A 25,775-nucleotide genomic window follows, 5' to 3' on the forward strand; every position below is an offset into this window, starting at 1 on the left:
GCCACATCTCTTACCCACCCTTTTTCTGCCGCGCCTTCCAGGCCCAGAACGCCTTCGAGCTCCCGCGGCTCTTCCCCTTCGCCTTCCCGCGCGCCTTCTTCTTCGGCGCCTCGTCGAGCGTCACGAACCTCGTGGGCGCCTCGCCGCCGTGCGTTTGTCCCTCCTCGGTCAGCGACACCCGCTGAAACTCGATCCACTCCCCGCCCTTCTGGAACGAGTCCGACCGCACCTCGCAGAGCCCCGCGCGCACGAGCCCGTTCACGAGATGCTCGAATGATCGCCGATCGAGCGCGTCGCCGAACGTCTCGCGATGCAGCCGCCCCATCGGCTGCCCGTCCTCCTCGGCGAGCGCGTCGAGGATCTTCTGGATCGCCGCCGTCTCGGCGCGGCTCGGCTCGCGGAACTTCCTGCCGACGCACTCATCGGGCGCGCACACGTCGCACACCCCGCAGGGCCTCCCGTCGTCCTCCTGGTCGCCGAAATGCCGCACCAGGTGCAGCATCCTGCACCCGTGCCCTTCGGCGTACCGGGCCATCTTGGCCAGGTCCTCCTGCTTGTGCTTGCGCTGCGCCACGTACTCGCCGAGGAAATCCTCGCTCCCCCGCCGGATCCCCCCGTCCGCGTCGAGGAGCGCGCCGCCGCTGATCCAGAGCTTCTCCAGCACCTTCTCGAACTTCTCCGGATCGGACTCCACCCGCGGCGCGAGCGCCTCCTTCGTCTGCGGCCGCGACCCGAGCGCCCCGAACAGCGCCGAGAGCAGCGCCGGATCGGGGTAATCACGCTCGAAGAAAAACTCGTGCGTCCGCCGATCCGTGAACGAATGCATCATGATCGCCCGCGACGGCAAACCATCCCGCCCGGCGCGCCCGATCTCCTGGTAATACGCCTCCACGCTCCCGGGCAGCGCCATGTGCACGACGGTCCGCACGTTCGGTTTGTCCACTCCCATTCCGAACGCGATCGTCGCCACCACCACCTCGAGCTCTCCGGACAGGAACGCCGACTGGATCCGATCCCGCGTCCCCGTCTCCATCCCCGCGTGATACGCCGCCGCTCCGAGCTCCGACAGCTCCTTTGCCGTCTCCTCCGCGTGCTTCCGCGTCGGCGCATACACGATTGCCGGCCGCCGCTCCTTCGGTCCGAGCAGCTTGCGCACTGCCTCCACCCTCGACGCGGGCGAGAGCTCCACCACCTCGATTCCGATATTGGTCCGCCGGAACCCGTGAATGAACCGCGCCGCCTCCGAGAGCCCGAGCTCCCGCGCGATGTCGTCCTGCACCATCGGCGTCGCCGTCGCCGTCAGCGCCACCACCGGCGCCGGCCGGAGCGAAGGCAACCGCTGCCCCAGCATCCGGTACTCCGGCCTGAAATCGTGCCCCCAGTGCGAAATACAATGCGCCTCGTCCACGGCGACCAGCGTCGGCTTCCGCTTCGCCAGCATCTCGGGAAACCCCGGCACCCTGAGCCGCTCCGGCGCGATGAACAAGAAATCGAGCCGCCCCGCCAGATACTCCGCGCAAGCGGCCCGCGAGCTCTGCCGATCCCGCCCCGAATGAATCCGCTCCGCGGCAAACCCTTGCGCCCGGAGCTTCCCCACCTGATCTTCCATCAAAGCAATGAGGGGACTCACCACGAGCGTCGTCCCCCTTCGCGCAATACCCGGCAATTGATAACAAAGTGACTTCCCGGCCCCCGTCGGCATCACGAGCAGCACATCCTGCCCCTCGGTCACGGCCCGACAAACTGCCTCTTGATAAGGTCGAAATCCAGAAAATCCAAATCGCTCCCGCAAAATCTCTCCGAGCGTCGCCCCCGCCCGCACCTCCCGCCGCTCCGCCCGCGGCAGCTCCACCTGCCCTGTCGACACACGTGCTTGTCCTGCCATACCATTCACCACCCTTGCCGAAGCGAACGCCGCCGCCGCCTTCGGCTCGACCTTTCCCATCTTCCCCCCCTCCTTCTCCTTCCGCGTGCTCTTGGCGCGAGAAGTCCGTGATTCGAGGCCTGCGGGCGTCGTGGCTTTGGAGGGCCGGGGTGGTGGGTCCTGTTGCTCGAGGGCCCGCTTTGCGGGCCCGAGTTCGGGAAAACCGCCCCGGCCCTCCAAAGCCACGACGCCCGCGGGCCGATCGTCCCCATCCTGCACCGCGCCCACCACATACTTCACATACGCCTCGATCCCCCGCATGAACGTCTTCAAATCCCCCTCACCCCGCGATAGCCGCGCCAATCGCGCCTCCCATTCCCCGGTCATCGCGGCGCTCTTCACATGCGGATGAACCTCCCCCACCAGCAAGATCCCCTTGTCCGTCGCCGCCAGACTCTTCCCCATACGGGTCACGTATTCACGCTTGATCAGCGTCTCGATGATCGCCGCCCGCGTCGCCGGCGTCCCGAGCCCCGTGTCCTTCATCGCGTCCGACAGCTCTTTCTCCTCCACCGTCTTCCCGGCCGTCTCCATCGCGGTGAGCAGCGTCGCCTCCGTGAACCGGCTCGGCGGCTTCGTCGTCTTCTTCTCCGCTTTGGCCCCCAGCACCCGCGCCGTTTTTCCTTCCGCGAGCCCCCGCGGCAGCTTCTGCGCCTCCGCCTCCTCCTCCGCGTCGGCCCCCTCCGCCGCGCCCTTCTTTCGTTTTTTCGGCCCTTCTTTCGTACCGGCCCCCCCGAGGTCCAGCACCTTCCAGCCCACTTGCTCGACCACCGTCCCCGCCGACCGGAATCGATCCACTGCCTCGGACGACGTCACCTCCGTGATCACCGTCGTCGTCCGCTCGATCAAATCGTCGTGCCACGCCGCGAGCAGCCTCCGGCAAACCAGGTCGTAGAGCTTCTGCTCCTCCGCCGACAACGATCCGCGCGCGGCCGTCGTCGTCGGCACGATCGCGTGGTGGTCCGTCACCTTCGTATCGTCCACGAACCGCCGCCCGAGCGGCCTTTGCCCCGTCCCCGGCGCCAGAAGCCCCTGGTAATTCCCCTCGATCGCCTTCACCACCGAAGGAAGCGTCTGCGCCACGTCCGTCGACAGATGCCGGCTGTCCGTGCGTGGATAACTGATCAGCTTGTGCCGCTCGTAAAGCGCCTGCGCCACGTCGAGCGTCCGCTGCGCGCTCCACCCGAACAGCCGGTTTGCGTGCCGCTGCAGCTCCGTCAGATCGTACAGCAGTGGCGGCGGGATCCGGCGCGTCTCCGCCGACACCTTCGTGATCACCGCTCTGCCCCCGAGCACCCGCCGCGTGATCCGCCCCGCCTCTTCCCCGTCCGGCGGCAATCGCCGCGGTTTTTCCGGACCACCGGGTTTTTCCGGGACATCCAGCAGGATCCCCTCGTAACGCCCGTCCGGCCCGTCCGGCGCTCCTTCCGGCGCGAACGTCGCCCGCACTTCCAGGTAATCTTCCGGCACGAACGCCCGGATCGCTTGCTCGCGCTCGACCACCATCGAAAGTGTCGGCGTCTGCACCCGCCCGACCGAAAAGTCCTGCCCGAGCGACAGCGAGTAGGCCCGCGAGAGATTCATCCCGACGAGCCAGTCCGCCCGGCTCCGCCCCCGCGCCGCGTCCGCCAGCGCGTCGTAGTCCCGCGCGTCCCGGAGCTTCCGGAAGCCCATGCGGATCGCGTCCGGCGTCAGCGACGAAATCCAGAGTCGCCGCACCGGCTTCTTGCAGGCCGCGGCGTCGTAGATGTAGCGGAAGATCAGCTCGCCTTCGCGCCCGGCGTCCGTCGCGCAGACCACCCCCTCCACGTCCGCGCGGTTCAGGATCTTCTTCACCACTCCGAACTGCTTGCGCGTCTCCTCCAGCACCGAGAGCGGCCAGGTCGGCGGCAGCATGGGCAGCGTGCGCAGGTCCCAGCGCTTCCAGGCCGGGTCCATCTGGTGCGGCTGGGCGAGGGCCACGAGGTGACCGATCGCCCAGGTCACCACGTATCCGGCGCCTTCGAGCGCGCCCTCGCTCGCCTTCGTCGCGCCGAGCACGTGGGCGATGTCCCGGGCCACGGACGGCTTTTCGGCGACGACGGCGATGGTCATGGGCAAGGGCCCCCGACTTCGGGGGCGCGCATCATGACAAAGGGGGCGGGGATGGGCAATCCATGCCGCGCCGGCCCGTGCGCTTCAGGGCGCGACCGCTTCGCAGCCCGGCGCCTTCGGTTCGGCCGGGAACGACGCGTTCGTCTCCACGCACACGGATGCGGGGTTCGTGAGGGGCGGCGGCGGCAGCGCCCCGTCGCAGGGCGCGTTCGCTCGGTGGCTCGGGTGCCGCGCCAGCATATCGCAGGCGAACCTCGTCGTGCGCCGGGCGTGCGCGAGCGCGTCCGCGACCACGCGCAGCGTGCGCTCCCCATACGCGAGCCGGTTTTGATCCTCGGGCGGCGAACGCTCGAACTCGGCGCAGACCCGGAACGCCTCGTACTCCATCAAAAATGCCGTCAGGGCCATCCGATCCACGATGCGGATCCAGTCCTCGTGCTCCTTCGGCGTCGCGCGGAGCAGCCGCTCCATGAGGGCGAGCTCCTGCGCGAGCGGCAGCCCCCTGCAACCTCGCTGCGGCTTCTCACCGAGCACCTGTGCCCCGTGTGACAGCGCCCGCGCACCTCCTGTCCCCGGGGGATCTGGACATACAGCCCTGGCAGCTTGCAAGAAATGATCGATTTCGGGCGGTGTGGTCTTTGCGTTTCTCTGATCCAGAGAGGTGATCCATTCCGCGGCGGTGCCGAGCGGCGGGCCTTCCGGCGGAGGCGTCGTGGTTCGGACCGGCGCGCATCCGACGAGCAGGCATGCGAGGACACATGCGATTCGGAGCACCGTGGAATTCGTGCGCACCATGCCATGTTCGTACACGTCGTGCGGTGTGTCCTTGGCCAGAAGTCAGCAATACCCCGACGTTTGGGCGATGGACCGCCGACGCCGATAGGTATATCGTCCGTTCTCGACGGGTTACGCTTTGGGGGCGCTGCTCGGCTCGTTCGAGCGCAGCCATCCAGCTTGGAAAGGGGCTTCGATGAGCAGCATTGGCATCGTGGGAGCCGGCATCGCGGGGTTGCAACTCGGATTGTTCCTCCGCAGGCACGGCGTCTCCTGCACCCTTTATACAGATCGATCGGGCGACGAGATCCGATCCTCGCGCCTGCCGAGCACCGCGGCGCTCCTCGGGTCGACGCGCCGGCGGGATCGCGAGCTCGGCACCAATCATTGGGATGACGACGCGTTCGGATGTTTTCACGTCGACGTCCGCGTCAAAGGATTACCGGAGCTCTCCTCGCGGGGCCGGATCGTGCCGCCCGCGCTCCTCATCGACATGCGTCTCTACCTGCCCCGGCTCCTCGAGGATTTCGAGGCGCGCGGCGGCCGCGTCATCCGCACCGGAGCGCTCGCTCGATCGGACGTCGAGCGCCTCGGCAGAAAGCACGACCTCGTGGTCGTGGCGAGCGGCCGGGGCGAGCTCGGTACCATGTTCCCGCGGGATTTCGACCGTTCTCCCTGGCTCGAGCCGCAGCGCCGGCTCTTCGCGGGCCTCTTTCGGGGCATCGATTTCCCCGAGGAGCTCGGCCTGCTCTTCCAGATCGTCCCGGGGCACGGCGAGATTTTCGAGAGCCAGCTCCTCACGGCGGAGGGGCCGGTCACTTGCCTCCTGTTCGAGGCCATCCCCGGCGGCGCCCTCGACGCCGTCACGCGCGTCCCTTGCGACGACGATCCGCACGTGGTCGAGAGCCTCGTGCTCGATTTGTTGCAGGAGAACGCGCCGAGCGTCCATGACCGCGTCGATCGGCAGACCTTTCACCTCACGAGCCCGGGCGATTGCATGCAGGCCGCGATCGTCCCGACGGCGCGCCGCGCCTACGTCGATCTCGGCGAGGGGCGCTTTGCCGTCGCGGTCGGGGATGCCTTCGCGACGCACGATCCCGTGCTCTGGCAGGGCGCGAACGCCGCCTCGCGCGGGGCGTGGGCGCTCGGCGAGGCGATCGTCCAGGCGCTCGTGCTCGGTCGTCCCCTCGATCGACGGTTCTGCGAGGGCGTGGACGAGCGGCTGTGGTCCCTCGTCGGCCCCTCGATGCACTGGACGAACGCCTTCCTTTCGCCGCCTCCGCCGCACACGATGGCGATCTTCTCGGCGGCTTCGCGGGATCAGAGCATCGCGGACGCGTTCGCCTCGAACTTCGACGATCCCGCCTTGCAATGGCGGATCTTCCGCGGCCCCGAGGGCGCCTCTGCGTTCCTCGAAGGGTTCCGAGGCGCGCGTACCCGGCGCGTACTCGGCGCCACGGTCGCGCCTGCGTCGGCGCCTGCGTCGGCCTAGCCGGAACACCTCGGGGGTGTGGTAGGCTGCGCCCCCCGATGCGGCGCCGCCTCGAACGAGTCCTCCTGCTCCTCGGGCTGCTCGCCCTTCCGCTCGTGCTTTTGCGCCTGCCGGCCGTGCGCAACGCGCTCGTCTCGCTCGTCGGCTTCATGCGCGAGGCGGGCGCGGCCGGCGCGCTTCTGTTCTTCGGCGTCGAGGTCTTTGCCCTCGCGATCACCACGCCCCTCTGGGTCATGTCGGGCCTCGCGGGCTACGCGTACGGCTTCGGCAAGGGAATCTTGATCGCGTGGCCGGCCGTGACGCTCGGCGTCTGCCTCTGCTTCCTCTTCGGCCGCGCCTCCATCGGCAAGCTCCTCTCGGCGCGCGCGGGCGAGGCCCATTTCTGGCGCGCCGTCGAGCGCGCCGTCCGCGCCGACGGCTTCAAGATCACCTTCCTCCTGCGCGTCACCTTCGCCTTCCCGCAGAACATCGGCACGTACATGCTCTCGGCGACGCCCCTCTCGCTCCGTGCTTTCGCGGGGGGCTCGTTCCTCGGCCTCTTGCCGGCCACCCTCTTCCACGTCTACGTCGGCGCGAGCGTGGAGAGCGCGGCCGCGCTGCTCTCGGGCGAGGCCAAGGCGCCGGGATCGCTCGGCTGGATCACGCTCGTGCTCGGGTTCGTCGTGACACTCGGCGCGCTCGTCGTCACCTCGCGCATCGCGCGTCGCTCCCTGGACAAGGCGCTCGCGGCGCCCTCGCAGGCGGTGGAGCCCTGATGGCGGCCCGGAAAAACACCTTCGACGACAAACTCGCGCGCATTCGCGCGCTCGCCCGCGCCGAGCCGAAAGCGGCCGCCGCGCCCGATCTCGGCGGATTCCTCGCCGATCCGAACCCGTTCCTCGTGGGGGAGGTGGCGAAGGTCGTGGCCGATCTCGAGCTCCGCGCGCTCGTGCCCGACCTCGTCGCGGCCTTCGAGCGGCTCCTCGGCATGCCCGCGATGGCGGATCGGGGCTGCCACGCGAAGCAGAAGGTCCTCGAGGCCCTCGTCACGCTCGAAGCGGACGCGTGGGACACGTACCGAAAAGGCCTCCGATACGTGCAGATAGAAGTCACCGTGGGCCCGCCCGTGGATACGGCCGGGCTCGTCCGCGGCATCTCCGCGCATGCGCTCGTCCGGACGAACTTTCCGCGGGCCGCGCTCGAAGTGACCCCGCTCTTGTTCGACGAAACGCCCGAGGCCCGCGTCGCCGCGGCCGAAGCGCTGCGCGACACGTGCGAGGTCGTCTGCGCGGCCGTGCTGCATGCGCGGGTGATCGTGGGCGACCCCGAGCCCGACGTGCTCGGCGCGTGTTATCGCGGAATGCTCGCGCTCGAGCCGCGCCAGTATTTGCCCGTCGTCGCGGCCGCGCTCGAAGCCGGGGTCGAGACGGCGGCGCTCGCGCTCGGCGAGTCCCGCTTGCCGGAGGCGCTCTCGGTGCTGCAGGAGGCCGTCTCGCGCGCGGATCCGGAGCTCGAGAAGACCGTGCTGCTCGGCGTGGCCCTGCTCCGCACCGACGAGGCTCTGTCGTATTTGCTGGAGCTCGTCGCCGAGGCGCCGGAGAGCCGTGCGATCCACGCGATCCAGGCGCTCTCGCTCCACCGGCACGATACGCGGCTCACGTCGAAGGTCGGCGAGATCGTCTCCGCCCGCAAATCACGAAAGCTCGCGCGCGCGTTCGCGGAGCGGTTTGGCCCGAGCGAAGGTTGACGAGAGCGTGCTCGTGATCCGCACGCTGGATCACGGGGCTGCGTATCTCGTTTCGCTCCATGCCATCGGGGTGCAAATGACGGTTTGCATCGCAACGATTTGACGTCGAAAAAGTGACGAAATCGTGGACAGCAGGGGGCGCGAGGCTTTATCTTGTCACTTCGCCCATGACGTCCGTCGCTTGCCACAGCCATCGCCGTCTCTTTCGGGGGGGCAACGTGTTCTGGGAGGAGTGGGCTCCGCACGGAGGGCTCGCCCACGAGCGTCAGAGGCCTGTCGTCCTCGTGCACGGCCTCACGGATACCTGCCGGACCTGGAACAAGATCGCCCCGGCCCTCGCGCGAGATCGGCGGCTTTATGCCCTCGATCTGCCGGGGCACGGGCAGTCGAGCCGATACGACGCCTCGTATGACGTCTCGTGGTACGCGAGCCTCGTCGTCGAATGGATTCGATCGCTCGGGCTCTCGGACTTCGACCTCATCGGCCATTCCCTCGGCGGCGGCATCGCGATGCACGTGCTGCTCGAACAGCCGGGGCGCGTGCATCGCCTGGCGCTCGTCGCCGCCGGCGGGCTCGGCCTCGAGGTCGCCGCGCCGCTGCGCCTCGCCTCGTCGATGGGATTGCTCGATCTCGCGGCGCCGATGCTCATGGGCATCGGCACGAACGCGGGCGTGCGCGTGCTCGGGGGCAATTTCGACGAAACGGAGCGCAAGCACCTCATCGAGATGAATGCACGCCCAGGCACGGCGCGCGCCCTGTTCCGGACGCTGCGGAATGCGGTCGATCTGCGGGGGCAACGCGAGCACCTGCTCGATCACGCGTACCGGCTGCGCGAGCTGCCGCCGCTCGCGGTGTACTGGGGCGATAAGGATCCGGTGATCCCGGTCAAGCACGCCGAGCAGGTGCACCATTACCTCGACGGCGCGATCGTGCGGCGTTTCCAGAACGTGGGCCATTACCCGCACCGCGAGGCCGTGCCGGAGATCCTGTCCGAGCTTTTCCGGTTCCTCGACGAACCCCAGCGCACGCCGCGGGTGCGCCCGGGCGCTCGTCCGCCGCGCGCGCCCGAGGAGGCGCGCCCCTCGCTCTGGCGCAGGCTCGCGGGGGCGCGGCTCGCCGAGGTCGAGTGAGGTCTCTGCCTCAGGGATTCGTGGCGATCGCGTCGTAGCCCTTCTCGGAAAATTGAAGCAGACAGAGCCCGTGCCCGAACGGATCGGCGAGCATGACGATCCGGCCCCAGGCGTGCGCGGCGATGTCGCTTTCCCGGACAGCCCCCGCGGCCTCGGCCCGCGCGAGCGCGCCGTCGAGGTCCTCCACCACGAAATCGAGGTGGACCGGCGTCCAATGGCGGCCATAGGACCGCGGCGAGGTCGATCCGGGGAAGGGAAGGCCCCCCGCCTGCTTCACGAGCAGATAAATCGCGGCATTCGCGCCCACGAGCTCCACGCCGGCGCCGCCGAAGCGGCGGCCGATGTGGAGGTCGAAGGCGCCCATGTAGAAGTGTATCGCGCGGTCGAGGTCGTCGACGTCGATGTTGACGAGCAAGGTGGTCATGGGTTCGTCGGGGTCATGGAAGCACGGTTTTCCGCTGGTTTCCAAGCCACGAGAGCCCCGCGTTGTAAATCACGTCGTGTCCGCCCAGAAACACCACGACCGTCGCGCGCTCGCTCGTGCGTTCGAAGACCACCTTCGCCTTCGCGGCCTCGTAGAGCGGGCGCGCCTTCGGGGCGCCGAGGGTCTCCGGGATGCTGCGCGTGCTGGCGATCCGCCCGATGTCCTCGTCGCGGACCCGATCCGCGGGCGCCGCGAGGTCATTGAAGGCGCGGAGTGCGTGATCCGGGGGGACGAGCTGGTCCCAGATTCCCACGCCGAGATAGACGTTCACACGCCCGCGCGCGCCTTTGAGGTGGGAGCGCGGGCTCCGCCGCCGGCATTCCTCCTCGGCAGGCGTGCCCGGCCGGGGCGCGCCGCCGCAGGCCGCGGCGACCTCGTGCGCGTAATGGCGATCGGGCACGTTCGCGCGCAGCCAGCCGTACCAGTCCACGAGGTCGTAAATGGGCACCCAGGACACGACGCCCGCCCAGACCTCCGGGTGCCGACCCGCGAGGACGAGCGAGGTCATCGCGCTGCCAGAATACCCGACGAGGTAGATCCGTGCCGGATCGATGCGGGCGCGCCGCTTCGCGTATTCGACGGCGTCGAGCACGTCCCTTTGCGCGAGCTCGGAGGCTACCGACGTGGGCGACCGGTAGGGGCCGCGGTGATCGGGGTGGATGAGCACCCAGCCGTTCCGCTCCGCGAAGATCCCGTACGGAATGCCGATGTTCTGCAGGTAATTCTCGCTCCAGCTATGGAGCGCCACGAGCAGCGGCCGCGGCTCGGGTCGGCCCGGATCGTAAAATAGCGCCCGTTGCTTGTTCCCGTCGAGGGACGAAGAAATCTCGACCTCCTCGATCCGCGGGACCCGCGCGCGCCATACCGAGAAATCCTGCGCGCCGAACGGGAACGGGCCGCCGGCCGCGCGTGGAAACTCCGGAATCAGCGAAAGCGGCTCTCGCGCGCGCTCGCCCGGCGCGAGCGTTTGCGGAGGCGCAGACGTGGGCAGAGGTGCGCGGGTCTCTGCATGAGCCGTGGGCGTCTCCCGACACCCGGACAGGAGGATCCCCGCGAGGAGCACCAGCATGGAAACGATGGGGCTCGGCATTGCACCTTCCCTGCGCGGCCCTCCGCGCCTGGATACGTTCGTCCTGCACCCGTGGGAACGCAATCGCCGTGCCTCATTTCGTCATCGATCGTGCACGGGCGGACAGGCACGGCGCTCGCAATTCGTTTCGGATGCATGGCCTCGGCTGGGTGGAGCCGCTATACCCGCGCTCCGAGAGACGACCGCATGAATTGCAACCAGAATCGTGTTCGGTTCCTTTCCCTCGTGGCGCTCGTGGCGCTTTTTTCGATCGCGGAGGGGTCCGCGCGTGCCGACGGCGCGAAGCGCGTGGAGCCCGTGTTCACGCTCGCCTCCCGATTTCCAGGCGGCGAGGGCGCCTCGGGCCTCGGCGCATGGAAGGAGCGCGTGCCCGGCGTCGAGGCCGTGACGATCAAATCGTCGGCCGACGGCGCCGATCAGCGCGCCATGTTCTTCGACTCGGGCGCGGCCGGAAAGCGACCGCTCCTCGTGGTCTTGCATAGCTGGAGCACCGACTGGCGGCAGAACATCGGCATCCCGTATGCCATGTTCGCCGCGAAGAACGACTGGGTCTTCGTGCACCCCGATTTCCGGGGCCCGTACCTCCGCCCCGAGGCCGCGGCCTCGGACCTCGCCGCGCAGGACATCCTCGACGCCATCGCGTACGCGAAGCAGCGCGGCCACGTCGACGAGACGCGTATCTATCTCGCAGGTTTTTCCGGCGGCGGCATGACCGCGCTGGCAATGGCCGGGCGACACCCGGACCTCTGGGCGGGCGTCGTCGCGTGGGCGCCGGTGTACGACATTCCCGATTGGTACACGTACAACCGGAAGGGTTTTCCCAGGCGGCATTATGCGCGTTTCATCGAGGGCGTGTGCAGCGGCGCGCCGCGCCCCGGCACGCCGGCGTTTCGCGAGTGCGCGCGTCGCAGCCCGAGCGCGCTCCTTTCGCGGGCGAAGCAGGCCGGCGTGCCGGTCTACGTGGCCACGGGCATTCGCGACGACATCGTGCCTCCGCGGCATTCGATCTCGGCCTTCAACGACCTCGCCGATCCGGCCGATCGTGTGGGCGACGACGTGCTCGCGAAGCTCCTCACCCCCACGGCGACCCGCCGCGTCGCGAAGGCATCCTCCGACGATATTTACGAGCGCGCCGGCGCACCGTCGTACCTCACGCGCACCTCGGGGAACGCCACGCTCGTACTTTTCGAGGGCGGGCACGACGTCGTCTTCGACGCGGGCCTCGCCTGGCTCCGCGACAAGCGCCGCGCGGCGAAGACTCCGTGAGCGGCCTCGCCGCGCGAGGATTGTCGTTGTGAAGGGGCGGGAAAGCCTGTAGAGAAGGCGAATCCGGGCGACGCGGTGCACGCGTAGGCCTCACGGAGGAGCTTCTACATGATCCATTCCCGCCTCGGTTTTGCTTCGATCCTCGGATTGGTCCTTGCGTGCGCGGCCTTTACCGCGTGCGGCGACGAAAACAGCGGCAGTGGAGGCGCGGGGGGCAATGCGGGCGAGGGCGGCAGCGGCGGCAGCGGCGGCACGGGCGGCACGGGCGGCACGGGCGGTAGCGGCGGCAACGGCGGCAACGGCGGCACGGGCGGCGCGGGCGGCAACGACCTCGTCATGACCGAGGCCGATTTCGATTGCATCCTCGGCTGGGAGAAGGTCCGGTCCTTCCGCGTCACGAACAAGCTCGGCAATCTCGACGCCACGCTCGCCGCGGCCAATGCCCCCGGCACGACGGATTACCCCGTGGGCACCGTGATCCAGCTCGTCCCCTTCGAGGCGATGGTCAAGCGCGCGCCGGGGTTCGCCGCGGAGTCGAACGACTGGGAGTTTTTCTTCCTGGAAGTCTCGGAGATGGGCACGAAGATCGTGCAGCGCGGCTCCAAGGACGTCGTGAACCAGTTCGGCGGCAACTGCCTCGATTGCCATGCGAAGGCCCTGCCCGAGTTTGATTTCGTCTGCGAGAAGGGCCACGGCTGCGACCCGCTGTCCCTCACGGACGACCAGATCCAGATGGTGCAGAACGGCGATCCGCGCTGCCCGATGCCCTGATCTCCGATTGAATCGATGGACGAGGAGATCCACATCGGCAACCACGTGCTCCGCTTCGAGCAGGAGGACCTGCTCGTGATGGTGTTCCGCGGCGATGTGGAGGACGGCGAGATGTCCGCGATTTTTCGGGTCCACGACGAGCGGCTCCTCGCGCTCGGCCGGATCTTCGTGCTCGCCGACGTCCGGCAGGCCACGGCCATGTCGCGGATGGCGAAAGGCGAAGGGCTCGGCCGACCGAAGCCCTTGCCGCCGCACGTCGTGGCCGTCGTCGGCGCGCCTTATTCCATCCGGGTTCTGATCGAGCTCATCGCGCGTGCCACCAAGCTGCTCACGGGCGGCGCGACGACGCTGCGGTTCTTCGAGACAATCGCGGAGGCGCGGGCCTACCTCGAAGAATGCCAGCGTTCCTGGACGCCGAGCGTGCCGCCCCCCGCGTGAGCTTTCTGCCGATCCTCCATCCTCCGGAGGACGGCGTGTTTTTTTCGGATGCGCTAGCGCCTTCCGTCCGCTAAATAGGCGCCCCGCATGATCCGGCTCGACTCCATTGGCAAGCGCCACGGCAAGCAGATCCTCTTCGTCGAGGCCTCTGCCGCTGTCAACCGCGGCGAGAAGATCGGCCTCGTCGGCCCGAACGGTTCGGGCAAGACCACGCTCTTCCGCATGATCACCCGCGAGGAAGCGCCGGACGAGGGGCAGATCGCCATCGATCGTGGCGTGACGGTGGGGTATTTCCGGCAAGACGTCGGCGAGATGAAAGGCAAGAGCATCGTCGCCGAGACGATGGACGGCGTCGGCCCCGTCTCCGAGATCGCGGCCGAGCTCGCCGAGCTCGAAGCGGCGCTCGCGGATCCCGATCGCGCCGACGAGATGGAGGAGCTGCTCGAACGATACGGGCAGGCCCAGGCGAAATGGAGCGAGCTCGACGGGTATGCGCTCGACGCGCGGGCGCGGGAAATCCTCGCGGGCCTCGGCTTCTCGAACGAGCTCATGGATCGTGACGTCGGCACGCTCTCCGGCGGCTGGAAGATGCGCGTGGCGCTGGCCCGGATCCTCCTGCTCCGGCCCGACGTGCTCTTGCTCGACGAGCCGACGAACCACCTCGACATCGAGTCGATCATCTGGCTCGAAGGTTTCTTGAAGTCCTACGAGGGCGCGCTCGTCATCACGGCCCACGATCGGGCCTTCATGAACCGGCTCTGCACGAAGATCCTGGAGATCGACGGCGGCGAGCTCACCACGTACACGGGCAATTACGATTTTTACGAGCGGCAACGCGCGATCGCCGCCGAGCAGGCCGAGGCGCAATACGAGCGGCAGCAGGCGATGCTCGCGAAGGAGATGCGCTTCATCGAGCGGTTCAAGACCCACGCGGCGAAAGCTGCGCAGGTGCAGAGCCGGGTGAAGAAGCTCGACAAGATCGACAAGCTCGAGCCGCCGAAAAAGAGCAAGCGGCCGCAGATGTTCGATTTCCGGGCGCCCCCGCGGTCCGGCGAAGACGTCGCGAAGCTCGACGGCGTGGTCAAGCGTTATGGCAGCCGCACGGTTTACGACGGGCTCGATTTCCTGGTGCGGCGGCGCGAGCGGTGGTGCGTGATGGGCGTGAACGGCGCGGGCAAATCCACGCTGCTCAAGATCATCGCTGGCGAGCTCGGGCCGGACGCGGGCGGAGCTTCGCTCGGGGCGAGCGTGAAGCTCGGGTATTTCGCGCAGCACGCGATGGACGTGCTCGACCCGGAGCTCACGGTGGTCGGGACGCTCCTCCATTCCTTCCCCGAGGCGTCGCTCGGCACGCTGCGCACGCTGGCGGGCTGCTTCGGGTTTTCGGGCGACGACGTGGACAAACCCGTCCGCGTGCTCTCCGGCGGGGAGAAGGCGCGGCTCGTGCTCGCGCGGATGCTCTACGATCCGCCGAATTTCCTCATCCTCGACGAGCCGACGAACCACCTCGACATCGCCACGAAGGAAATGCTGGTGGAGGCGCTCTCCAACTTCGAGGGGACGATGCTGTTCGTGTCCCACGATCGCCATTTCCTCGCGGCGCTCTCGAACCGCGTGCTCGAATTGACCCCGGAAGGCGTGCACAAGTACGGAGGCGGTTACCTCGAATACGTGGCCACGAGCGGGCACGAGGCGCCGGGGCTCCGGCGGTAGCAGGCGTTCCCCATTCGTGGGGTGGTCAGCCAAAACGTTGTCCCGCGCTTCGAGCTCGTGCTCTCCTCGCGAGCAGGATGAGCGACAGGGACGGCAAGATCGGCGCGCGTTTCCCCCACGCGGCGACAATCCAGCGACACGAGCGATCCGGCGCGCTGCCACCTCATCCGGCGAAGGTCTTGCAGCGGCGCGTGGTGCCGGTCGCCGTCACGAAGGCGGTCGCGCCTCACCCGGCGCAGGTGGCGCGGCCGTTCGACGCGCGGGGCCTCGGGGTCGCGCAACGAGCGCGAGCGCAGGTCGTGGCCTTTACTGGAACGAACCCCATCACGGAGCTGCAGACGATGAGCGAGGTCTTCCGCTTGTTCGCGAAGGTCGACGACTCCACCATCCAGGAGGTCCAGGCCATGTGGTACAAGCATGCGACCGGGGACTCGCTTTCGCTCGCCGTGTCCGCCAACAACACGGTCGGGGACAAGAACGCGGCGCTCTCGATTGGCAAGGGCCGCACCAAGGCCCATCAGGAAACAAAAAAGTATCCGCGGGGAGCCATGGGGGAGGCGAAGCCGCATGTCGGCTCGAGGTCCGATCTGACGTTTCCGAGCGCGACCGTCATTCTGGGTAAATCCCACGCCGAGCAGAACTTGCTGGCCTGGATCGCCTCCAGGCTGACGACGGAATCGGTGTTTTACATCGCCGGCACGAAGGACCCATGCACACAATGCCAGCCACGACTGAGCGGTTATCAAAATCGCCTCGTGTTGGCTGGGTATGCGAACATGTTCACCTACCACGATGGGGGCGTGAATCAGGGGGTCCTCGAGTCGAACGTCAAAGACCAGGTGGACTACCAGACCCTGGCCATTCCCTGAGGACTGAGCCTGCCATGCCGATGCTCGAAATCGTTGAAGACGACGAGGCCCTTCGGGACTGGGTCGAGGTCGTCGACGCCGCGGATGTCTGGGGTATCCCGTCGTTCGAGGATGCGCGCCATCTGCGCGGCCTTCACCCGGGCCGCGTGGATGGGGTGCTACGGGCTCACGGGCGCCCCGTGGGCGCGGCCTTCGTTCGACCTGCCGGAGGCGAAAACGCAGACCCGTGCGGGGTCGCGGGCCTGTGGGTGCGGCCCGAGTTTCGCCGCCAGGGCCTGGGATCGGCCATGCATCACGCGCTCTCGGAGCACGCGCGACGGCTCGGTTTGCGTGAGCTCCAGATCGAGGCCCACGAGAGTCAGCGCGACGCCCGCGTCTATCTCGAACGGCGCGGCTACGAGGAAATCGGGCGAGAGGTCGAACTCGTGCTGGAGCTCGATTCCTTGCCCATGCCGGAGGTGAAGCCGCCGGCGGGCATCACACTCGTGACACGGGCGGAGCGGCCCGACCTTTTGCCCGGCATGTACCAGGTCGCGAGGGAGGCCATTCCCGACATTCCCGCGGACGGGGCGGACGAGGTGGGATCGTTCGAGGAGTGGCTCGCGACGGACATGGACAGGCCCATCCATACGCACGACCTCACGTTCATCGCGATGGAAGGCGCCGAGGTGGTCGGGTATGCGGTGCTCCAGCGTGGCCGAGGCGGCGTCGCATTCCACAGCCTCACCGGCGTGCGGCGGGCATGGCGCGGGCGGGGGATCGCGGGCGCGCTCAAACGAGCGCAAGTGGCGGGCGCGAAGCGAGCCGGCTTCCGGCGTCTGGTGACGGAGAACGCCGTGGGGAATGAACCGATCCGGCACCTCAACGAGGTCATGGGGTACAAGCCCCTCATGAGCATGATTCTCTATTGCGGGCCGGTTCTGGACGGGGGCCGGAGCGCCAGGTAGACGGTGCTCCAGAGCTGAAGTGCATTCGATTCATCCACGTGGCCGCGCGCTTGGCCAAACGGGATGAGCACGGCCTTGCCGCCCAGAGGCTCCCAGCTCCACAGCTCCTCGGCGCGCCGCGCGTGGGTGGCCTCGATGCCCGCCCATAACGCGCGTTCGGCCAGGAGGAGCGCCTCGCGTGTGGCGTCCGGTAGGTCCTTGCGCGAGAGCTGTCGGGACAGACCCGCGGCCATTGCGGCTTGCTGCCACGACCAGACCACGGTCCCGTGATAATCGGCGCGCGTGAACATCGCGGCGAGGGCAGGAGCCCCGGTATACGCAGGATTCGCGACCAGCATGCCGACGTCCGTGCGAAGCCCGGCCGGGAACGGGCGCAGGAGGTCGTGGGCCACGAGCATGAGAAGCTCGGGCGAGGGCTCGTCGAAGAGCAGGACGAACGCCGTGTCCGAATGCATGACCGGGATCGGTTTGCCCGCGGCGTCGAGCGCGAGGGCGAAGAAGCGGATCGGGGCGTCAATGGATGCGACTGCTGCCGCGCCATCGAGACCGACGGAGTCCGCGTATTCGCTGACGCGCGCGCGCGCCGCCTCCGCGGGGATCTCCACCCTGAAAAAGCGCTCGACTCCCTTCCATGCATCGGAGAGGGACTGCGCCTCGCGGGCCGCGGCCGGGTCCGGGCCGAGGAGGTCGCTCGCGAAGAGGCGCGCGGCGGCGCGCAGGGCGGCCGGGACGAGGGCCACGTTGACGTCGAATGGAATGTGCCCACCGCCGAGACCCTGATTCGAATCGCGCCAGTTGCCCACGGGAAGGCCCGGTTTCAGCGCGACCAGCGTCTCGGGGCCTGGGTTTTCCGCGAAGGGGGCCGCGCGCGAGAGGACCAGCGCGAGGTTTTGCCGGAGCGCGTCGCGATAAAGCGCACCCGAAGGCGTCTTGCGAGCGAGAAATCCTCGGGCACGCGCGCTCCCCGCGGGCATGTCGAGCAGATAGGCCGCGGCCATGGGCGCGAGGAGGAAGTCGTCGTCGATCATCTTGTAATCGAGGACGGAGGCGCGTAGATCCGCGGGCCGCGGGGTCGCCATGGCATTGAGCCACACCGCATACTCGCCGATGGCCTCCTCGTGCGCGACGTCGCCCTCCGGCGCGAGCCGATCGAGTACGGAGCCGAGCCCCGCTTCGATCGCGGGGGGCTCGAGGGCGGGCAGGAGCATGTGCAGCGCGAGCAATGTGTCGCGCCCAAAATAGGTCAAGAAGCGCCACGAGCCGGCGAGGAGCTTCTCCTGGTACGACAGGAAAGCGAAGGCCCGGCGCGCCTGCGCGTCGCTTGCCGCATGCGTATTGAGAAGATCCTCGACCGGAAACGGCGCGAGCGGCGTCTCGTCGTGGAGGGCCGTGACGCGGAAGTGGACCTCGCCGTCGGGGCCCGCATGAAGGACGATATCGTCGTTTTCGAGCGTGACGATGGAACCCTCTCGGGGCTCGATGCGGAGCTCGATACGTCGGCCGTCCAGCATGGTGCGGCGCAGGGCGAAGGGCGGTCCGGGATCGACATCGTGCGCGAGCGCGGGCGCCCCGGGGCCGAGGCCTCCGGCCATATCATCACGCAGGAACCGAATGCCGGCCAGCATGGCGTGGTGGACGCGCAAGGCGGGCGTACGTGCGACGAGGTGCGCCGTGACGCCGCGCATGCCATCGGGCTCTTCGACGCCGTCGAGCACGGTGAGAGGCTCGAGCTCGAAGGCCGCAGGCTGCGCGAGGGGCGCGAAGCCGAGGACGATGCCGGCGTTTCCCGCGGGAAAAGCGACGAGGAGGCGGGGGACGGGGCCGGAGGTCGTGAGGAAGTGCGCCGCGATCGGGCCGCGGCGATAGAAGTGGTTGGTGATGGATCCAGCCATGATGTCGAAGCGCAGAAGCTCGGGGGCAGGGGAGGGCGCGGCGAGCCGTGGCGGCGTGCCGTCCGTGCGGAGATCTGCATAGCCGCGGTTCGTGCACGCGGCGAGCGCCAAGAGCACGCTGGTCAGAATGCGGAATACGTGTGATCGCGGAAGGCTTGGCGTGGGCGGCGTGCGCATGGGCTTCCTCACGGGGGAGGAATGCAAAGAGGGCGCCGGGGCCGCCGTTTCCGTTTCGACTGCCTTTTCCGTTACACGAGCTCCGCGATCGTATCGATTTCCTCCCGCAGCGCCGTCACGAACGCGTCGAGCTCGTTCTCCTCGATATCGAGCCGAGGCTGGAGCCGGAGCGTATTCCAGCGGTGCCCGCACACGAAGCAATAGTAGCCTCGCTTGTACATGCGATGGCAGACGAGCAGGCCGATCGGCGAATGCCCGTCGAGCTCGTCCATGCCGAAATGCTCGAACGAGAGCCACGGGTGGTCCGTCGCCCGGAGCTCGACGCCCGCGATGAGCCCCGCGCCGCGTACCTCCACGACGAGCGGCGAATCCGCGAGCGCGCGGCGGAGCCCCGCCTGGAAATGGTCACCGCGCGCCTTGGCCACGGCGAAGACCTCGGGCGAGAGCTGGGCGAGCATCGCGAGCGCCGCGACGCAGGACATCGCATTGCCGCCGAACGTCACGTTGTGCGCCTCCGCCGTGGCCATGTCCTTGCCATAGGCGCGTAGAAAGGTGTTTTTGCTCGTGAGCATGGCCGAGCACGGCAAGAGGCCGCCGCCGAGCGCCTTCGCCAGCACGATCACGTCCGGGCGGCGTGGCCACGTCGTGGTGCCGAGGAATCGACCGAGCCGCCCGAGACCGGTCTGCACCTCGTCCGCCACGAGCAGCGTGCCGTGCTTTTCGGTGAGCTCGCAGAGGGACGTTATGTATCGGTCCGACAAAGGAAACACGCCGCCCTCGAGCTGGATCGGCTCCACGATGATCGCGGCCACGTCCTCGGGTTCGAGCGCGCGCGCGAGCGCGTCCACGTCTTCGCGCGGGACGGGCGAGACGCCGGGGAGGTGAGGCGCGAAGGGGTCGCGGAACATGCCGGGATTCATGAGCGCGCAGCTCCCCATCGTGGTGCCGTGGTACGCGCCGAGCAGCGAGAGCACGCGCGGGCGCCCCGTGGCGGCGCGCGCGAGCTTCATCGACGCCTCGACCGCGTCGCTGCCGGACATCCCGAAAAACGCGTTGTCGTAGCCCGTCCGCTCGAAGAGCGCCCGCCCGAGCCGCCCCGCGTAAGGATTGACCCGCGACGGATACCAGGACGGCGCGTCGGTCGCGAGCCAATCCCGCACGGCATCGGCCACGGCCGCGACGCGGTGCCCGAGCGATTGCGTGCCGTGCAGATCCTCGATGAGCCGTCCGCCCTCGTCGACGAGTTTTCCGTCGCGCGTTCCGGCAATACGATACGGCTCGCCCGTCATGGCGACCCGCGCGGCGACGAGCGGATTGACGAATTGACGGAAATCCTCGACGCCTTTGCGCAGGATCTCGGCGTGATCCATGGGGGGCATTTCGTTACCTTGCGAGATCGAGCGGCTCGATCCCGGCTTCGCGGAGGAGGCGGCAAAGCGAGAGCAACGGCAGGCCCACGATGGCCGACTCGTCCCCGCCACGCACGGATTCGAAGAGGCCGATGCCGCGCTTCTCGAAGAGATACCCGCCCGCGCTGCCCACCGGATCGTCGAGCGTGACGTATCGATCGATCTGCGCCGGCGAAAGCGGCCGCATCGTGAGCTCCACCGTGACCGTGTCGCCGAGCATCCGGCCCTCCGAGGCCGACCAGAGCACGACGGCCGTGTGCAGCATGTGCGTGCGCCCGGAGAGCTCGGCGAGCTGGGCCCGGCAATCGTCCTGGCTCTCGGTTTTTCGCAGGATGCGGCCGTCGTATTCGGGCACCTGATCGGCGCCAATGACCCACGTCCCCGGCCCGGCTTCGAGGCTCTTCGCCTTGCCCTCGGCGAACGCGCGGGCGACGTCCCGGGGCGAAAGACCCTCGGGCGGGATCTCGTCGAAACGAGGCGCGGAAGCTTCGTAGGGGAGGCCGAGGCGGTCGAGCAGCGCGCGGCGGAAGCGAGACGTGGATGCGAGGATCAGCCGGTCCATCGCCGGGAAGCATACCCTTGGCCACCGGCGCCGCGAAGCGCGCGAGCGACTCCGTCCTGGAGCGTGCTGCACGAGACGAGGCCGCCGAAGTTCGCGTCGAGCGCGAGGAGCGACTGCGCGACGGGCCCGCGGATGCCCGTCAGAAACATACGCGCGCCGAGGAGCGACGCCGCGCGGGCCGCGCGCAGGATGCCGTGCGCCACGTGCGAGTCGACGTCGCTCACGCCCGTGATGTCGAGGATCGCCACGCGCGCGCCCCGCCGCGAGATGCCCTGGAGCAAGGTCTCGAGCATCTGCTCGGTGCGCTGCTCGTTCAGCGCGCCCACGAGCGGCATCAGGATCACGCCCTCGGCGATCGGCAGGAGCGGCGTCGAGAGCGCACGGATCGCTGCCGCTTGCGAGGCGATGATCTCCTCCTGGAGCTGCACACGCGCCTGCTCCGCTGCGACGAGCGGGCCCTTGTCGCGCAGGAGCCAGAAACGCGCGGGCATCCGATCGCTGCGGCCCGGCGCGATGAACGAGAGGACGTCCGCTTCGAAGAGCTCGCCGTTCGCACGAAACAGATGGAGCTCGCCGCGCGCGCGGCCCTCGCGAAGGGCCGTGTTCGCGAGCGCTGCGAGCGCGCTTCGTTGCTCGTCCGGGACGAGCGTCGACATCATGCGACCCGGGATTCCTTCGCCGCCGAAGGTTTCCTGGAAGGCCGTGTTCGCGTAGAGGAGCATCGTCCCCTCGCCGCCCGCGAGCACGACCGGGTCGGGCGAGGCATCCACGAAGTGACGGAACAACGTGGCGTCGGCGGCCTCGCGCGCGTCCGGGCCGTGGAAAAACGCGTCGACCGCCGTGAGCACCGCGGTGAACGCTTCCATGAGCCGACGCACGCCGGCCCGGGCCTCGGGCACGCCTGCGACGACCGCGTCCATCGCGACGTCGAGGTAGTCCTGTCGGCACCCCTCGACGAGCTGGAGCACGAGGTGCACGCCTCCGCCGAGCGTGACCTGACTCTCGCACCACCCTCTCGCGCGCGCCTCGAGGTCGGAGAAATCGGGGGCCGCGAGCGCGTTTGCATACGCGAGCACGTCCTCGGTGACGGGCGCGATGAGGAACTCCTCGGGGGCTTGCGCGAGCCAGGGCAGGATGCGCCGCAGTCGCTCCAACTCACGTGCGACCAGGACGTCACGACGCCCGATCAGCGCCGCGCGAAACGCGGCGAGGGGATGCTCGTCCGGCGGGGAGCGAACCTCGGAGCTCATGCGGAATGGACAAGCGAAAATCGTGCACGGGGCGGAGGACGCGAGATCCAGCGGCCCGGGGCGGTGTGCGCGTTGCGGATCTGCGACGCGCGCCCATCGTCCCTTTCATACGTGCACGACCCTTCAGATGGGCGGCAGCTCCGACCCGGTGAGATCGAGCCTGCGCCACACGCCGCTCCGGAAGCGCAAGAGCAGGATGACGGCCATGAGCGCGATGTAGCCCGTCAGCCAGAAGACGACCCACCCGATGCCACCGCCGAGCACCCGCACCGAGATGAAAGAGCCCGGCACGAAGACACACCACGCCACGATCCCGCGGACCCAGGCGGTGAAGGCCGTGTCTCCCGCGGCGCGCAGTCCCTCGGCCAGCGTCATCACCGTCGCGTCGAAGATCTGCCACGTGATCGAGAGCGTGAGGATCCGAGCCGTGATGTCGAGGAAGGCCTCGCGCTCGGGCCCAGGTGGCGCGAAGGGGAGCATGCAGTACCGCGCGAACACGAGGTAGACGAGGCCCACGAAGCCCATCCAGCCACACGCCACGAGGGCCGTGAGCTTCACCGTCTTCGGCACTTGATCGAGATCCTTCGCGCCGATCGCTTGCCCCGCGAGGATCGCTCCCGCGCTCGTCAGGCCGAACGCGGGCATGGCCGCGACCTGGTTCACCTCCATCGAGGCCATGAACGCGGCGAGCGTGGTCGTGCCGAGCCCGTTGATCACGAGGTTGATGAACAACGAGAACGCGCCGAACTCGACGAACCAGTTGAGCCCCGAGGGGATGCCGAAGCGCAACATGCGCCAGAGTTCGGCGAGGCGGAGCTGGGCCTTGCCTTGGCGAGCGCTCGGGTGCTCGCCGTAGCCGGCGAGGAAACACCCGAGGAGCACGAGGAAGGCCGTCAACGTGGCGAGCGCGCTCCCCAGTGCCGAGCCGACCACGCCGAGCGCGGGCGCGCCGAGGTGCCCCGAGATGAACACCCAGTTCAGCGCGACGTTGAGCACCATGCACAGGACCTGCGTGGCCATGGGCAGGCGCGGGTTGCCGAGCCCGCCGTAATAGTTGCCGAGCGCCTCGAGCCCGATCGCCGCGCCGCCCGTGCAGAGGCGGACGGTGAGCCATTGCTGCATGAGCGTCGCGACGGCGGGCTCGTAGCCGATCGCATGGACGGCGCGCGGCATGACGAGGGCGCCCGCGAAGTAGAGGACCTGCGCCATCGCAGCCACGGCGAGGCCATAGAACCCGTACCGGCGCGCCCCGGCGTGATCGCCGCGGCCGTAGAGCTGCGAGGCGAAGCTCGACACGATGAAGACCACCCCCATCGGCAGGATGAAGAAGGCCATCAAGTTGAGCCCGCCCGTGGTCGTGGCGGCGAGGCTCTCCTTGCCGAGGTGCGAAACCATGGCGGCGTCGGACACGCTGACCACGACCTGCGCCGAGCGCGAGATGATGATCGGCCACGCGAGATTGAGGAGCCTCCCGAGCGAGGGACCGTGCGCGGTGTGCGTGATGTGCGCGGCGTCCAGCATGAGGGGGGCGGAGGTTTGACATCGGAAAGGGCTGCGCGCTCGCGCTGCTCGCTTCGCGCGCCCGTTTGAGGCAAGAAAGCGGCATGCAGAAACCCCGCTTGGCCATCGCGACGTGCGCCCGTCTGCCCGAGCTCGACGTCGACGACGCGCTCTTCCGCGAGGCCCTCGACGCGCGAGGGATCGCCCATCGTTGCCTCGTCTGGGACGACCCGAAAGCGCCCTGGGACGAGGCCGATCTCGCGCTCCTCCGCAATCCGTGGGACTACTGGGACGGGCCCGGCCGCAGAGATGCGTTCGTCGCGTGGGCCGAGCGGACGGCCGCGCGCGTGCCGCTCTGGAACGGCGCCGACGTCATCCGCGCGAACACACACAAGTCCTACCTGCGCTCGCTCGAAGCGGCCGGCGTGCCGGTGATCCCGACGATCTGGCTCGCGCAGGGCGAGCGCGCCGAGGGGCTCGCGCGGCGCATCGAGGCGCGTGGTTGGTCCGAGGTCGTGATCAAGCCGGCGGTCTCGGCGGGCTCGGTGGGCGCGAAGCGGATCGACGCGCGGACGAACCCCGACGAGGCGGAGGCGCACGCCGCGTCGCTCGTGGTCTCGGGCGAGGTGATGGTGCAGCCGTACCTCGGCTCGATCGAGTCGGAGGGCGAGCTCTCGATCGTGTTCTTCGGCGGCGAGCCGAGCCACGCGGTGCGGAAGGTGCCATGCGCGGGCGATTTCCGTTCGCAGCCGGAGTTTCAGAGCCACATCTCGGCGGCGCCGATCGAAGCCGAGGCACTTCACGTGGCCCGCGCCGCGTTCGCGGCCGTGGGCAAGCCGCTCCTCTACGCCCGGGTCGATCTCGTGCGAGGCGAAGGCGGCGCGCTCCAGCTCATCGAGCTCGAGCTGACCGAGCCGAGCCTGTATTTCCGCTGGAGCGAGGGGTCGGCGGCGCGGTTCGTCGATGTGATCGTCTCGCAGCTCGAAACGCTTTCCCGGTAAGGCGAGCCTCTTCCCACCCCGCGCCACGGGCGTATCCTGCGAGAGCGCCAGAAGCGCGGAGGATCTTCCCGTGCGTTCACCTCGCCAAAGAGCTCTGCGAACCACGCTCGTCGTCGCGCTCTCCGCTGCCTTCTCGTCCTCGCCGTCGATGCTGCGCGCCGAGCCAGAGGCCGCGCCCGCCGCGCCCGCGGACGATCCGCAAGCGCGCGCCGCTGAGCGCAAGAAGGCCGGCGATCAGGCCATGGAGCTGCTCCGGTACGAGGACGCGCTCGCCGCGTACGGCGAGGCCTACGCGATCACGAAGAACCCGGCGCTGCTCTACAACATGGGCCGCGCGCTCGAAGCGCTGAACCGTTTTCCCGAGGCGCTCGACAAGCTCACGGCCTTCGACGCCGCGGCGCCGCCCGACCTCAAGGCGCGCGTGCCGCGGCTGCCCACGCTCATCGCCGAGCTGCGGCAGCGCGTCGCCACGCTCGACATCGTCACGAACGTCGAGGGCGCGCGGATCGTCGTGCGCAACGTGGTCGTCGGCAAATCGCCGCTCGCCGCGCCGCTGAAGCTCGTCGCGGGGCCCGCCGAGATCGAGGTCGACGCGGAAGGATATTTCGGCGCGAAGAAGACGGTCACGCTCGAAGGCGGCGCAGCAGAGACCGTGCGGTTCGACCTGTTTTCCCGCGCGACGACGGGCGTACTCACGGTGCGCGCGTCGGCGCCGTCGGCCGAGGTGCTCGTCGATGGCAAGCCGATCGGCGTCGCGCCCGTCGAGCTCAACGTGCCCAAGGGCACGCATCGGATCACCGTGCGCCACCGGGATTTTCGTGCGTACGAGACCTCGGCCGTGGTCCCGGCCGGCGGCTACAAGGCGGTGACGGCGACGCTCGAGGCGAAGTCGGTCGTGACGCGCTGGTGGTTCTGGACGGGGCTCGGCGCGGTCGTCGCGGCGGGCGCCGCGGTCACGGTCGCGGCGTTCACGGAGCGCGCGCCGCATGCGGGGACGATCGCGCCGGGGCAGCTCACGACCGAGGCGAGCAGCGGCGGGGGCGCGACGTTGTTCCAGTTCTGATCGTCTTGCGGGTTCGTCCGAGGAGCGCGAACGCGGCCATCACGAGCGCGGCGGCGCCTCCGAGGGGAGAGGTCTCCGTGAGGCGACAGCCGCAGCCGGTATTACGAATCGGCGGATAAGGATCCCCGCCCGCGCCGCCGCTGCCGCCCGCGCCGCCGCTGCCGCCGGCGCCACCGCTGCCGCCGCCGCTGCCGCCTGCGCCG

Annotated in this window: 22 protein-coding genes; 12 read left to right on the plus strand and 10 right to left on the minus strand. The window is 68.9% G+C overall.

Annotation, left to right across the window (positions count from 1 at the left end; translation table 11 throughout):
• Window positions 1–10: 10 nt before the first annotated feature.
• Window positions 11–4,018, minus strand: coding sequence for a DNA topoisomerase 3 (locus QHF83_RS37950; RefSeq protein ID WP_282422943.1), 4,008 nt, complete (start codon window positions 4,016–4,018; stop codon window positions 11–13).
• 84 nt (window positions 4,019–4,102) lie between these two features.
• The gene (locus tag QHF83_RS37955) at window positions 4,103–4,813 is read right to left on the minus strand and encodes a hypothetical protein (protein ID WP_282422944.1); all 711 of its coding nucleotides are present in this window, start codon (window positions 4,811–4,813) and stop codon (window positions 4,103–4,105) included.
• Between the two features lie 175 nt (window positions 4,814–4,988).
• Between QHF83_RS37955 and QHF83_RS37960 the strand changes: the two genes are divergently transcribed.
• The 4 genes from QHF83_RS37960 (at window position 4,989) to QHF83_RS37975 (ending at window position 9,140) form a co-directional block, all read left to right on the plus strand.
• Window positions 4,989–6,284, plus strand: coding sequence for a styrene monooxygenase/indole monooxygenase family protein (locus tag QHF83_RS37960; protein ID WP_282422945.1), 1,296 nt, complete (start codon window positions 4,989–4,991; stop codon window positions 6,282–6,284).
• A gap of 38 nt (window positions 6,285–6,322) precedes the next feature.
• Window positions 6,323–7,039: a VTT domain-containing protein gene (locus tag QHF83_RS37965; protein ID WP_282422946.1), complete on the plus strand. Its 717-nt coding sequence runs from the start codon at window positions 6,323–6,325 to the stop codon at window positions 7,037–7,039.
• Window positions 7,039–8,010 carry a HEAT repeat domain-containing protein gene (locus QHF83_RS37970; protein WP_282422947.1) on the plus strand — a complete coding sequence of 324 codons (972 nt, stop codon included), beginning with the start codon at window positions 7,039–7,041 and terminating at the stop codon, window positions 8,008–8,010. Before QHF83_RS37965 ends, QHF83_RS37970 begins: the two co-directional genes overlap by 1 nt.
• Before the next feature lie 167 nt (window positions 8,011–8,177).
• Window positions 8,178–9,140, plus strand: coding sequence for an alpha/beta fold hydrolase (locus QHF83_RS37975; protein WP_282422948.1), 963 nt, complete (start codon window positions 8,178–8,180; stop codon window positions 9,138–9,140).
• 10 nt (window positions 9,141–9,150) lie between these two features.
• Here the strand turns inward: QHF83_RS37975 and QHF83_RS37980 are convergent, their stop codons facing one another.
• On the minus strand, window positions 9,151–9,564 hold the full coding sequence (locus tag QHF83_RS37980) for a VOC family protein (protein WP_282422949.1): 414 nt from the start codon (window positions 9,562–9,564) through the stop codon (window positions 9,151–9,153).
• A 13-nt stretch (window positions 9,565–9,577) separates the two neighbouring features.
• Window positions 9,578–10,714, minus strand: coding sequence for an alpha/beta fold hydrolase (locus tag QHF83_RS37985; RefSeq protein ID WP_282422950.1), 1,137 nt, complete (start codon window positions 10,712–10,714; stop codon window positions 9,578–9,580).
• A gap of 186 nt (window positions 10,715–10,900) precedes the next feature.
• On the opposite strand from QHF83_RS37985, the gene QHF83_RS37990 reads away from it, so the two are divergent.
• The 6 genes from QHF83_RS37990 (at window position 10,901) to QHF83_RS38015 (ending at window position 16,718) form a co-directional block, all read left to right on the plus strand.
• Window positions 10,901–11,980, plus strand: a complete 1,080-nt coding sequence (locus tag QHF83_RS37990; RefSeq protein ID WP_282422951.1) for an alpha/beta fold hydrolase — start codon at window positions 10,901–10,903, stop codon at window positions 11,978–11,980.
• A gap of 108 nt (window positions 11,981–12,088) precedes the next feature.
• Window positions 12,089–12,751, plus strand: a complete 663-nt coding sequence (locus QHF83_RS37995) for a hypothetical protein (protein ID WP_282422952.1) — start codon at window positions 12,089–12,091, stop codon at window positions 12,749–12,751.
• Window positions 12,752–12,766: 15 nt separating this feature from the next.
• Window positions 12,767–13,189 (plus strand): STAS/SEC14 domain-containing protein, encoded by a 423-nt coding sequence (locus QHF83_RS38000; protein WP_282422953.1) that lies wholly within the window; start codon window positions 12,767–12,769, stop codon window positions 13,187–13,189.
• A gap of 87 nt (window positions 13,190–13,276) precedes the next feature.
• Window positions 13,277–14,902 (plus strand): ABC-F family ATP-binding cassette domain-containing protein, encoded by a 1,626-nt coding sequence (locus tag QHF83_RS38005; protein WP_282422954.1) that lies wholly within the window; start codon window positions 13,277–13,279, stop codon window positions 14,900–14,902.
• A gap of 77 nt (window positions 14,903–14,979) precedes the next feature.
• Entirely contained in the window at window positions 14,980–15,771 is a 792-nt protein-coding gene (locus tag QHF83_RS38010) for a hypothetical protein (protein WP_282422955.1), read from the plus strand.
• Between the two features lie 14 nt (window positions 15,772–15,785).
• On the plus strand, window positions 15,786–16,718 hold the full coding sequence (locus tag QHF83_RS38015) for a GNAT family N-acetyltransferase (protein ID WP_282422956.1): 933 nt from the start codon (window positions 15,786–15,788) through the stop codon (window positions 16,716–16,718).
• On the opposite strand, the gene QHF83_RS38020 is transcribed toward QHF83_RS38015, so the two are convergent.
• The 5 genes from QHF83_RS38020 to QHF83_RS38040 form a co-directional block, all read right to left on the minus strand.
• Window positions 16,676–18,727 (minus strand): hypothetical protein, encoded by a 2,052-nt coding sequence (locus QHF83_RS38020; RefSeq protein WP_282422957.1) that lies wholly within the window; start codon window positions 18,725–18,727, stop codon window positions 16,676–16,678. The genes QHF83_RS38015 and QHF83_RS38020 overlap by 43 nt on opposite strands.
• A 131-nt stretch (window positions 18,728–18,858) precedes the next feature.
• Window positions 18,859–20,157, minus strand: coding sequence for an aspartate aminotransferase family protein (locus QHF83_RS38025; RefSeq protein WP_282422958.1), 1,299 nt, complete (start codon window positions 20,155–20,157; stop codon window positions 18,859–18,861).
• A 13-nt stretch (window positions 20,158–20,170) separates the two neighbouring features.
• Entirely contained in the window at window positions 20,171–20,758 is a 588-nt protein-coding gene (locus QHF83_RS38030; RefSeq protein WP_282422959.1) for a nucleoside triphosphate pyrophosphatase, read from the minus strand.
• A complete protein-coding gene (locus QHF83_RS38035; RefSeq protein WP_282422960.1) occupies window positions 20,746–22,008 on the minus strand; it encodes an STAS domain-containing protein in 1,263 nt (420 codons plus the stop codon). The genes QHF83_RS38030 and QHF83_RS38035 overlap by 13 nt, the downstream gene beginning before the upstream one ends.
• 123 nt (window positions 22,009–22,131) lie before the next feature.
• Entirely contained in the window at window positions 22,132–23,529 is a 1,398-nt protein-coding gene (locus QHF83_RS38040) for an MATE family efflux transporter (RefSeq protein ID WP_282422961.1), read from the minus strand.
• Between the two features lie 83 nt (window positions 23,530–23,612).
• On the opposite strand from QHF83_RS38040, the gene QHF83_RS38045 reads away from it, so the two are divergent.
• Window positions 23,613–24,509 carry a hypothetical protein gene (locus QHF83_RS38045; RefSeq protein WP_282422962.1) on the plus strand — a complete coding sequence of 299 codons (897 nt, stop codon included), beginning with the start codon at window positions 23,613–23,615 and terminating at the stop codon, window positions 24,507–24,509.
• A gap of 70 nt (window positions 24,510–24,579) precedes the next feature.
• Complete coding sequence (locus QHF83_RS38050) at window positions 24,580–25,572, plus strand: PEGA domain-containing protein (RefSeq protein WP_282422963.1); 993 nt, start codon at window positions 24,580–24,582, stop codon at window positions 25,570–25,572.
• Here the strand turns inward: QHF83_RS38050 and QHF83_RS38055 are convergent.
• On the minus strand, window positions 25,523–25,775 hold a 253-nt coding region (locus QHF83_RS38055; RefSeq protein WP_282422964.1), incomplete at its 5' end, for an MYXO-CTERM sorting domain-containing protein. The two genes, QHF83_RS38050 and QHF83_RS38055, sit on opposite strands and share 50 nt — an antisense overlap.

The sequence above is a fragment of the Polyangium sp. 15x6 genome (genome assembly GCF_029960785.1).
In the GTDB taxonomy this organism is placed as follows: Bacteria; Myxococcota_A; Polyangia; order Polyangiales; family Polyangiaceae; genus Polyangium.

What these genes read in the sequence shown, in the direction of transcription:
- QHF83_RS38015 (WP_282422956.1), top strand. Translation starts at nt 15,786, where the DNA reads ATGCCGATGCTCGAAATCGTTGAAGACGACGAGGCCCTTCGGGACTGG.
- QHF83_RS38045 (WP_282422962.1), top strand. Translation starts at nt 23,613, where the DNA reads ATGCAGAAACCCCGCTTGGCCATCGCGACGTGCGCCCGTCTGCCCGAG.
- QHF83_RS38035 (WP_282422960.1), bottom strand. Translation starts at nt 22,008, where the DNA reads ATGAGCTCCGAGGTTCGCTCCCCGCCGGACGAGCATCCCCTCGCCGCG.
- QHF83_RS38005 (WP_282422954.1), top strand. Translation starts at nt 13,277, where the DNA reads ATGATCCGGCTCGACTCCATTGGCAAGCGCCACGGCAAGCAGATCCTC.
- QHF83_RS37985 (WP_282422950.1), bottom strand. Translation starts at nt 10,714, where the DNA reads ATGCCGAGCCCCATCGTTTCCATGCTGGTGCTCCTCGCGGGGATCCTC.
- QHF83_RS38025 (WP_282422958.1), bottom strand. Translation starts at nt 20,157, where the DNA reads ATGGATCACGCCGAGATCCTGCGCAAAGGCGTCGAGGATTTCCGTCAA.
- QHF83_RS38010 (WP_282422955.1), top strand. Translation starts at nt 14,980, where the DNA reads ATGAGCGACAGGGACGGCAAGATCGGCGCGCGTTTCCCCCACGCGGCG.
- QHF83_RS37955 (WP_282422944.1), bottom strand. Translation starts at nt 4,813, where the DNA reads ATGGTGCGCACGAATTCCACGGTGCTCCGAATCGCATGTGTCCTCGCA.
- QHF83_RS37965 (WP_282422946.1), top strand. Translation starts at nt 6,323, where the DNA reads ATGCGGCGCCGCCTCGAACGAGTCCTCCTGCTCCTCGGGCTGCTCGCC.
- QHF83_RS37970 (WP_282422947.1), top strand. Translation starts at nt 7,039, where the DNA reads ATGGCGGCCCGGAAAAACACCTTCGACGACAAACTCGCGCGCATTCGC.
- QHF83_RS37995 (WP_282422952.1), top strand. Translation starts at nt 12,089, where the DNA reads ATGATCCATTCCCGCCTCGGTTTTGCTTCGATCCTCGGATTGGTCCTT.
- QHF83_RS38040 (WP_282422961.1), bottom strand. Translation starts at nt 23,529, where the DNA reads ATGCTGGACGCCGCGCACATCACGCACACCGCGCACGGTCCCTCGCTC.
- QHF83_RS37990 (WP_282422951.1), top strand. Translation starts at nt 10,901, where the DNA reads ATGAATTGCAACCAGAATCGTGTTCGGTTCCTTTCCCTCGTGGCGCTC.
- QHF83_RS38000 (WP_282422953.1), top strand. Translation starts at nt 12,767, where the DNA reads ATGGACGAGGAGATCCACATCGGCAACCACGTGCTCCGCTTCGAGCAG.
- QHF83_RS38030 (WP_282422959.1), bottom strand. Translation starts at nt 20,758, where the DNA reads ATGGACCGGCTGATCCTCGCATCCACGTCTCGCTTCCGCCGCGCGCTG.
- QHF83_RS37975 (WP_282422948.1), top strand. Translation starts at nt 8,178, where the DNA reads ATGACGTCCGTCGCTTGCCACAGCCATCGCCGTCTCTTTCGGGGGGGC.
- QHF83_RS37980 (WP_282422949.1), bottom strand. Translation starts at nt 9,564, where the DNA reads ATGACCACCTTGCTCGTCAACATCGACGTCGACGACCTCGACCGCGCG.
- QHF83_RS37960 (WP_282422945.1), top strand. Translation starts at nt 4,989, where the DNA reads ATGAGCAGCATTGGCATCGTGGGAGCCGGCATCGCGGGGTTGCAACTC.
- QHF83_RS37950 (WP_282422943.1), bottom strand. Translation starts at nt 4,018, where the DNA reads ATGACCATCGCCGTCGTCGCCGAAAAGCCGTCCGTGGCCCGGGACATC.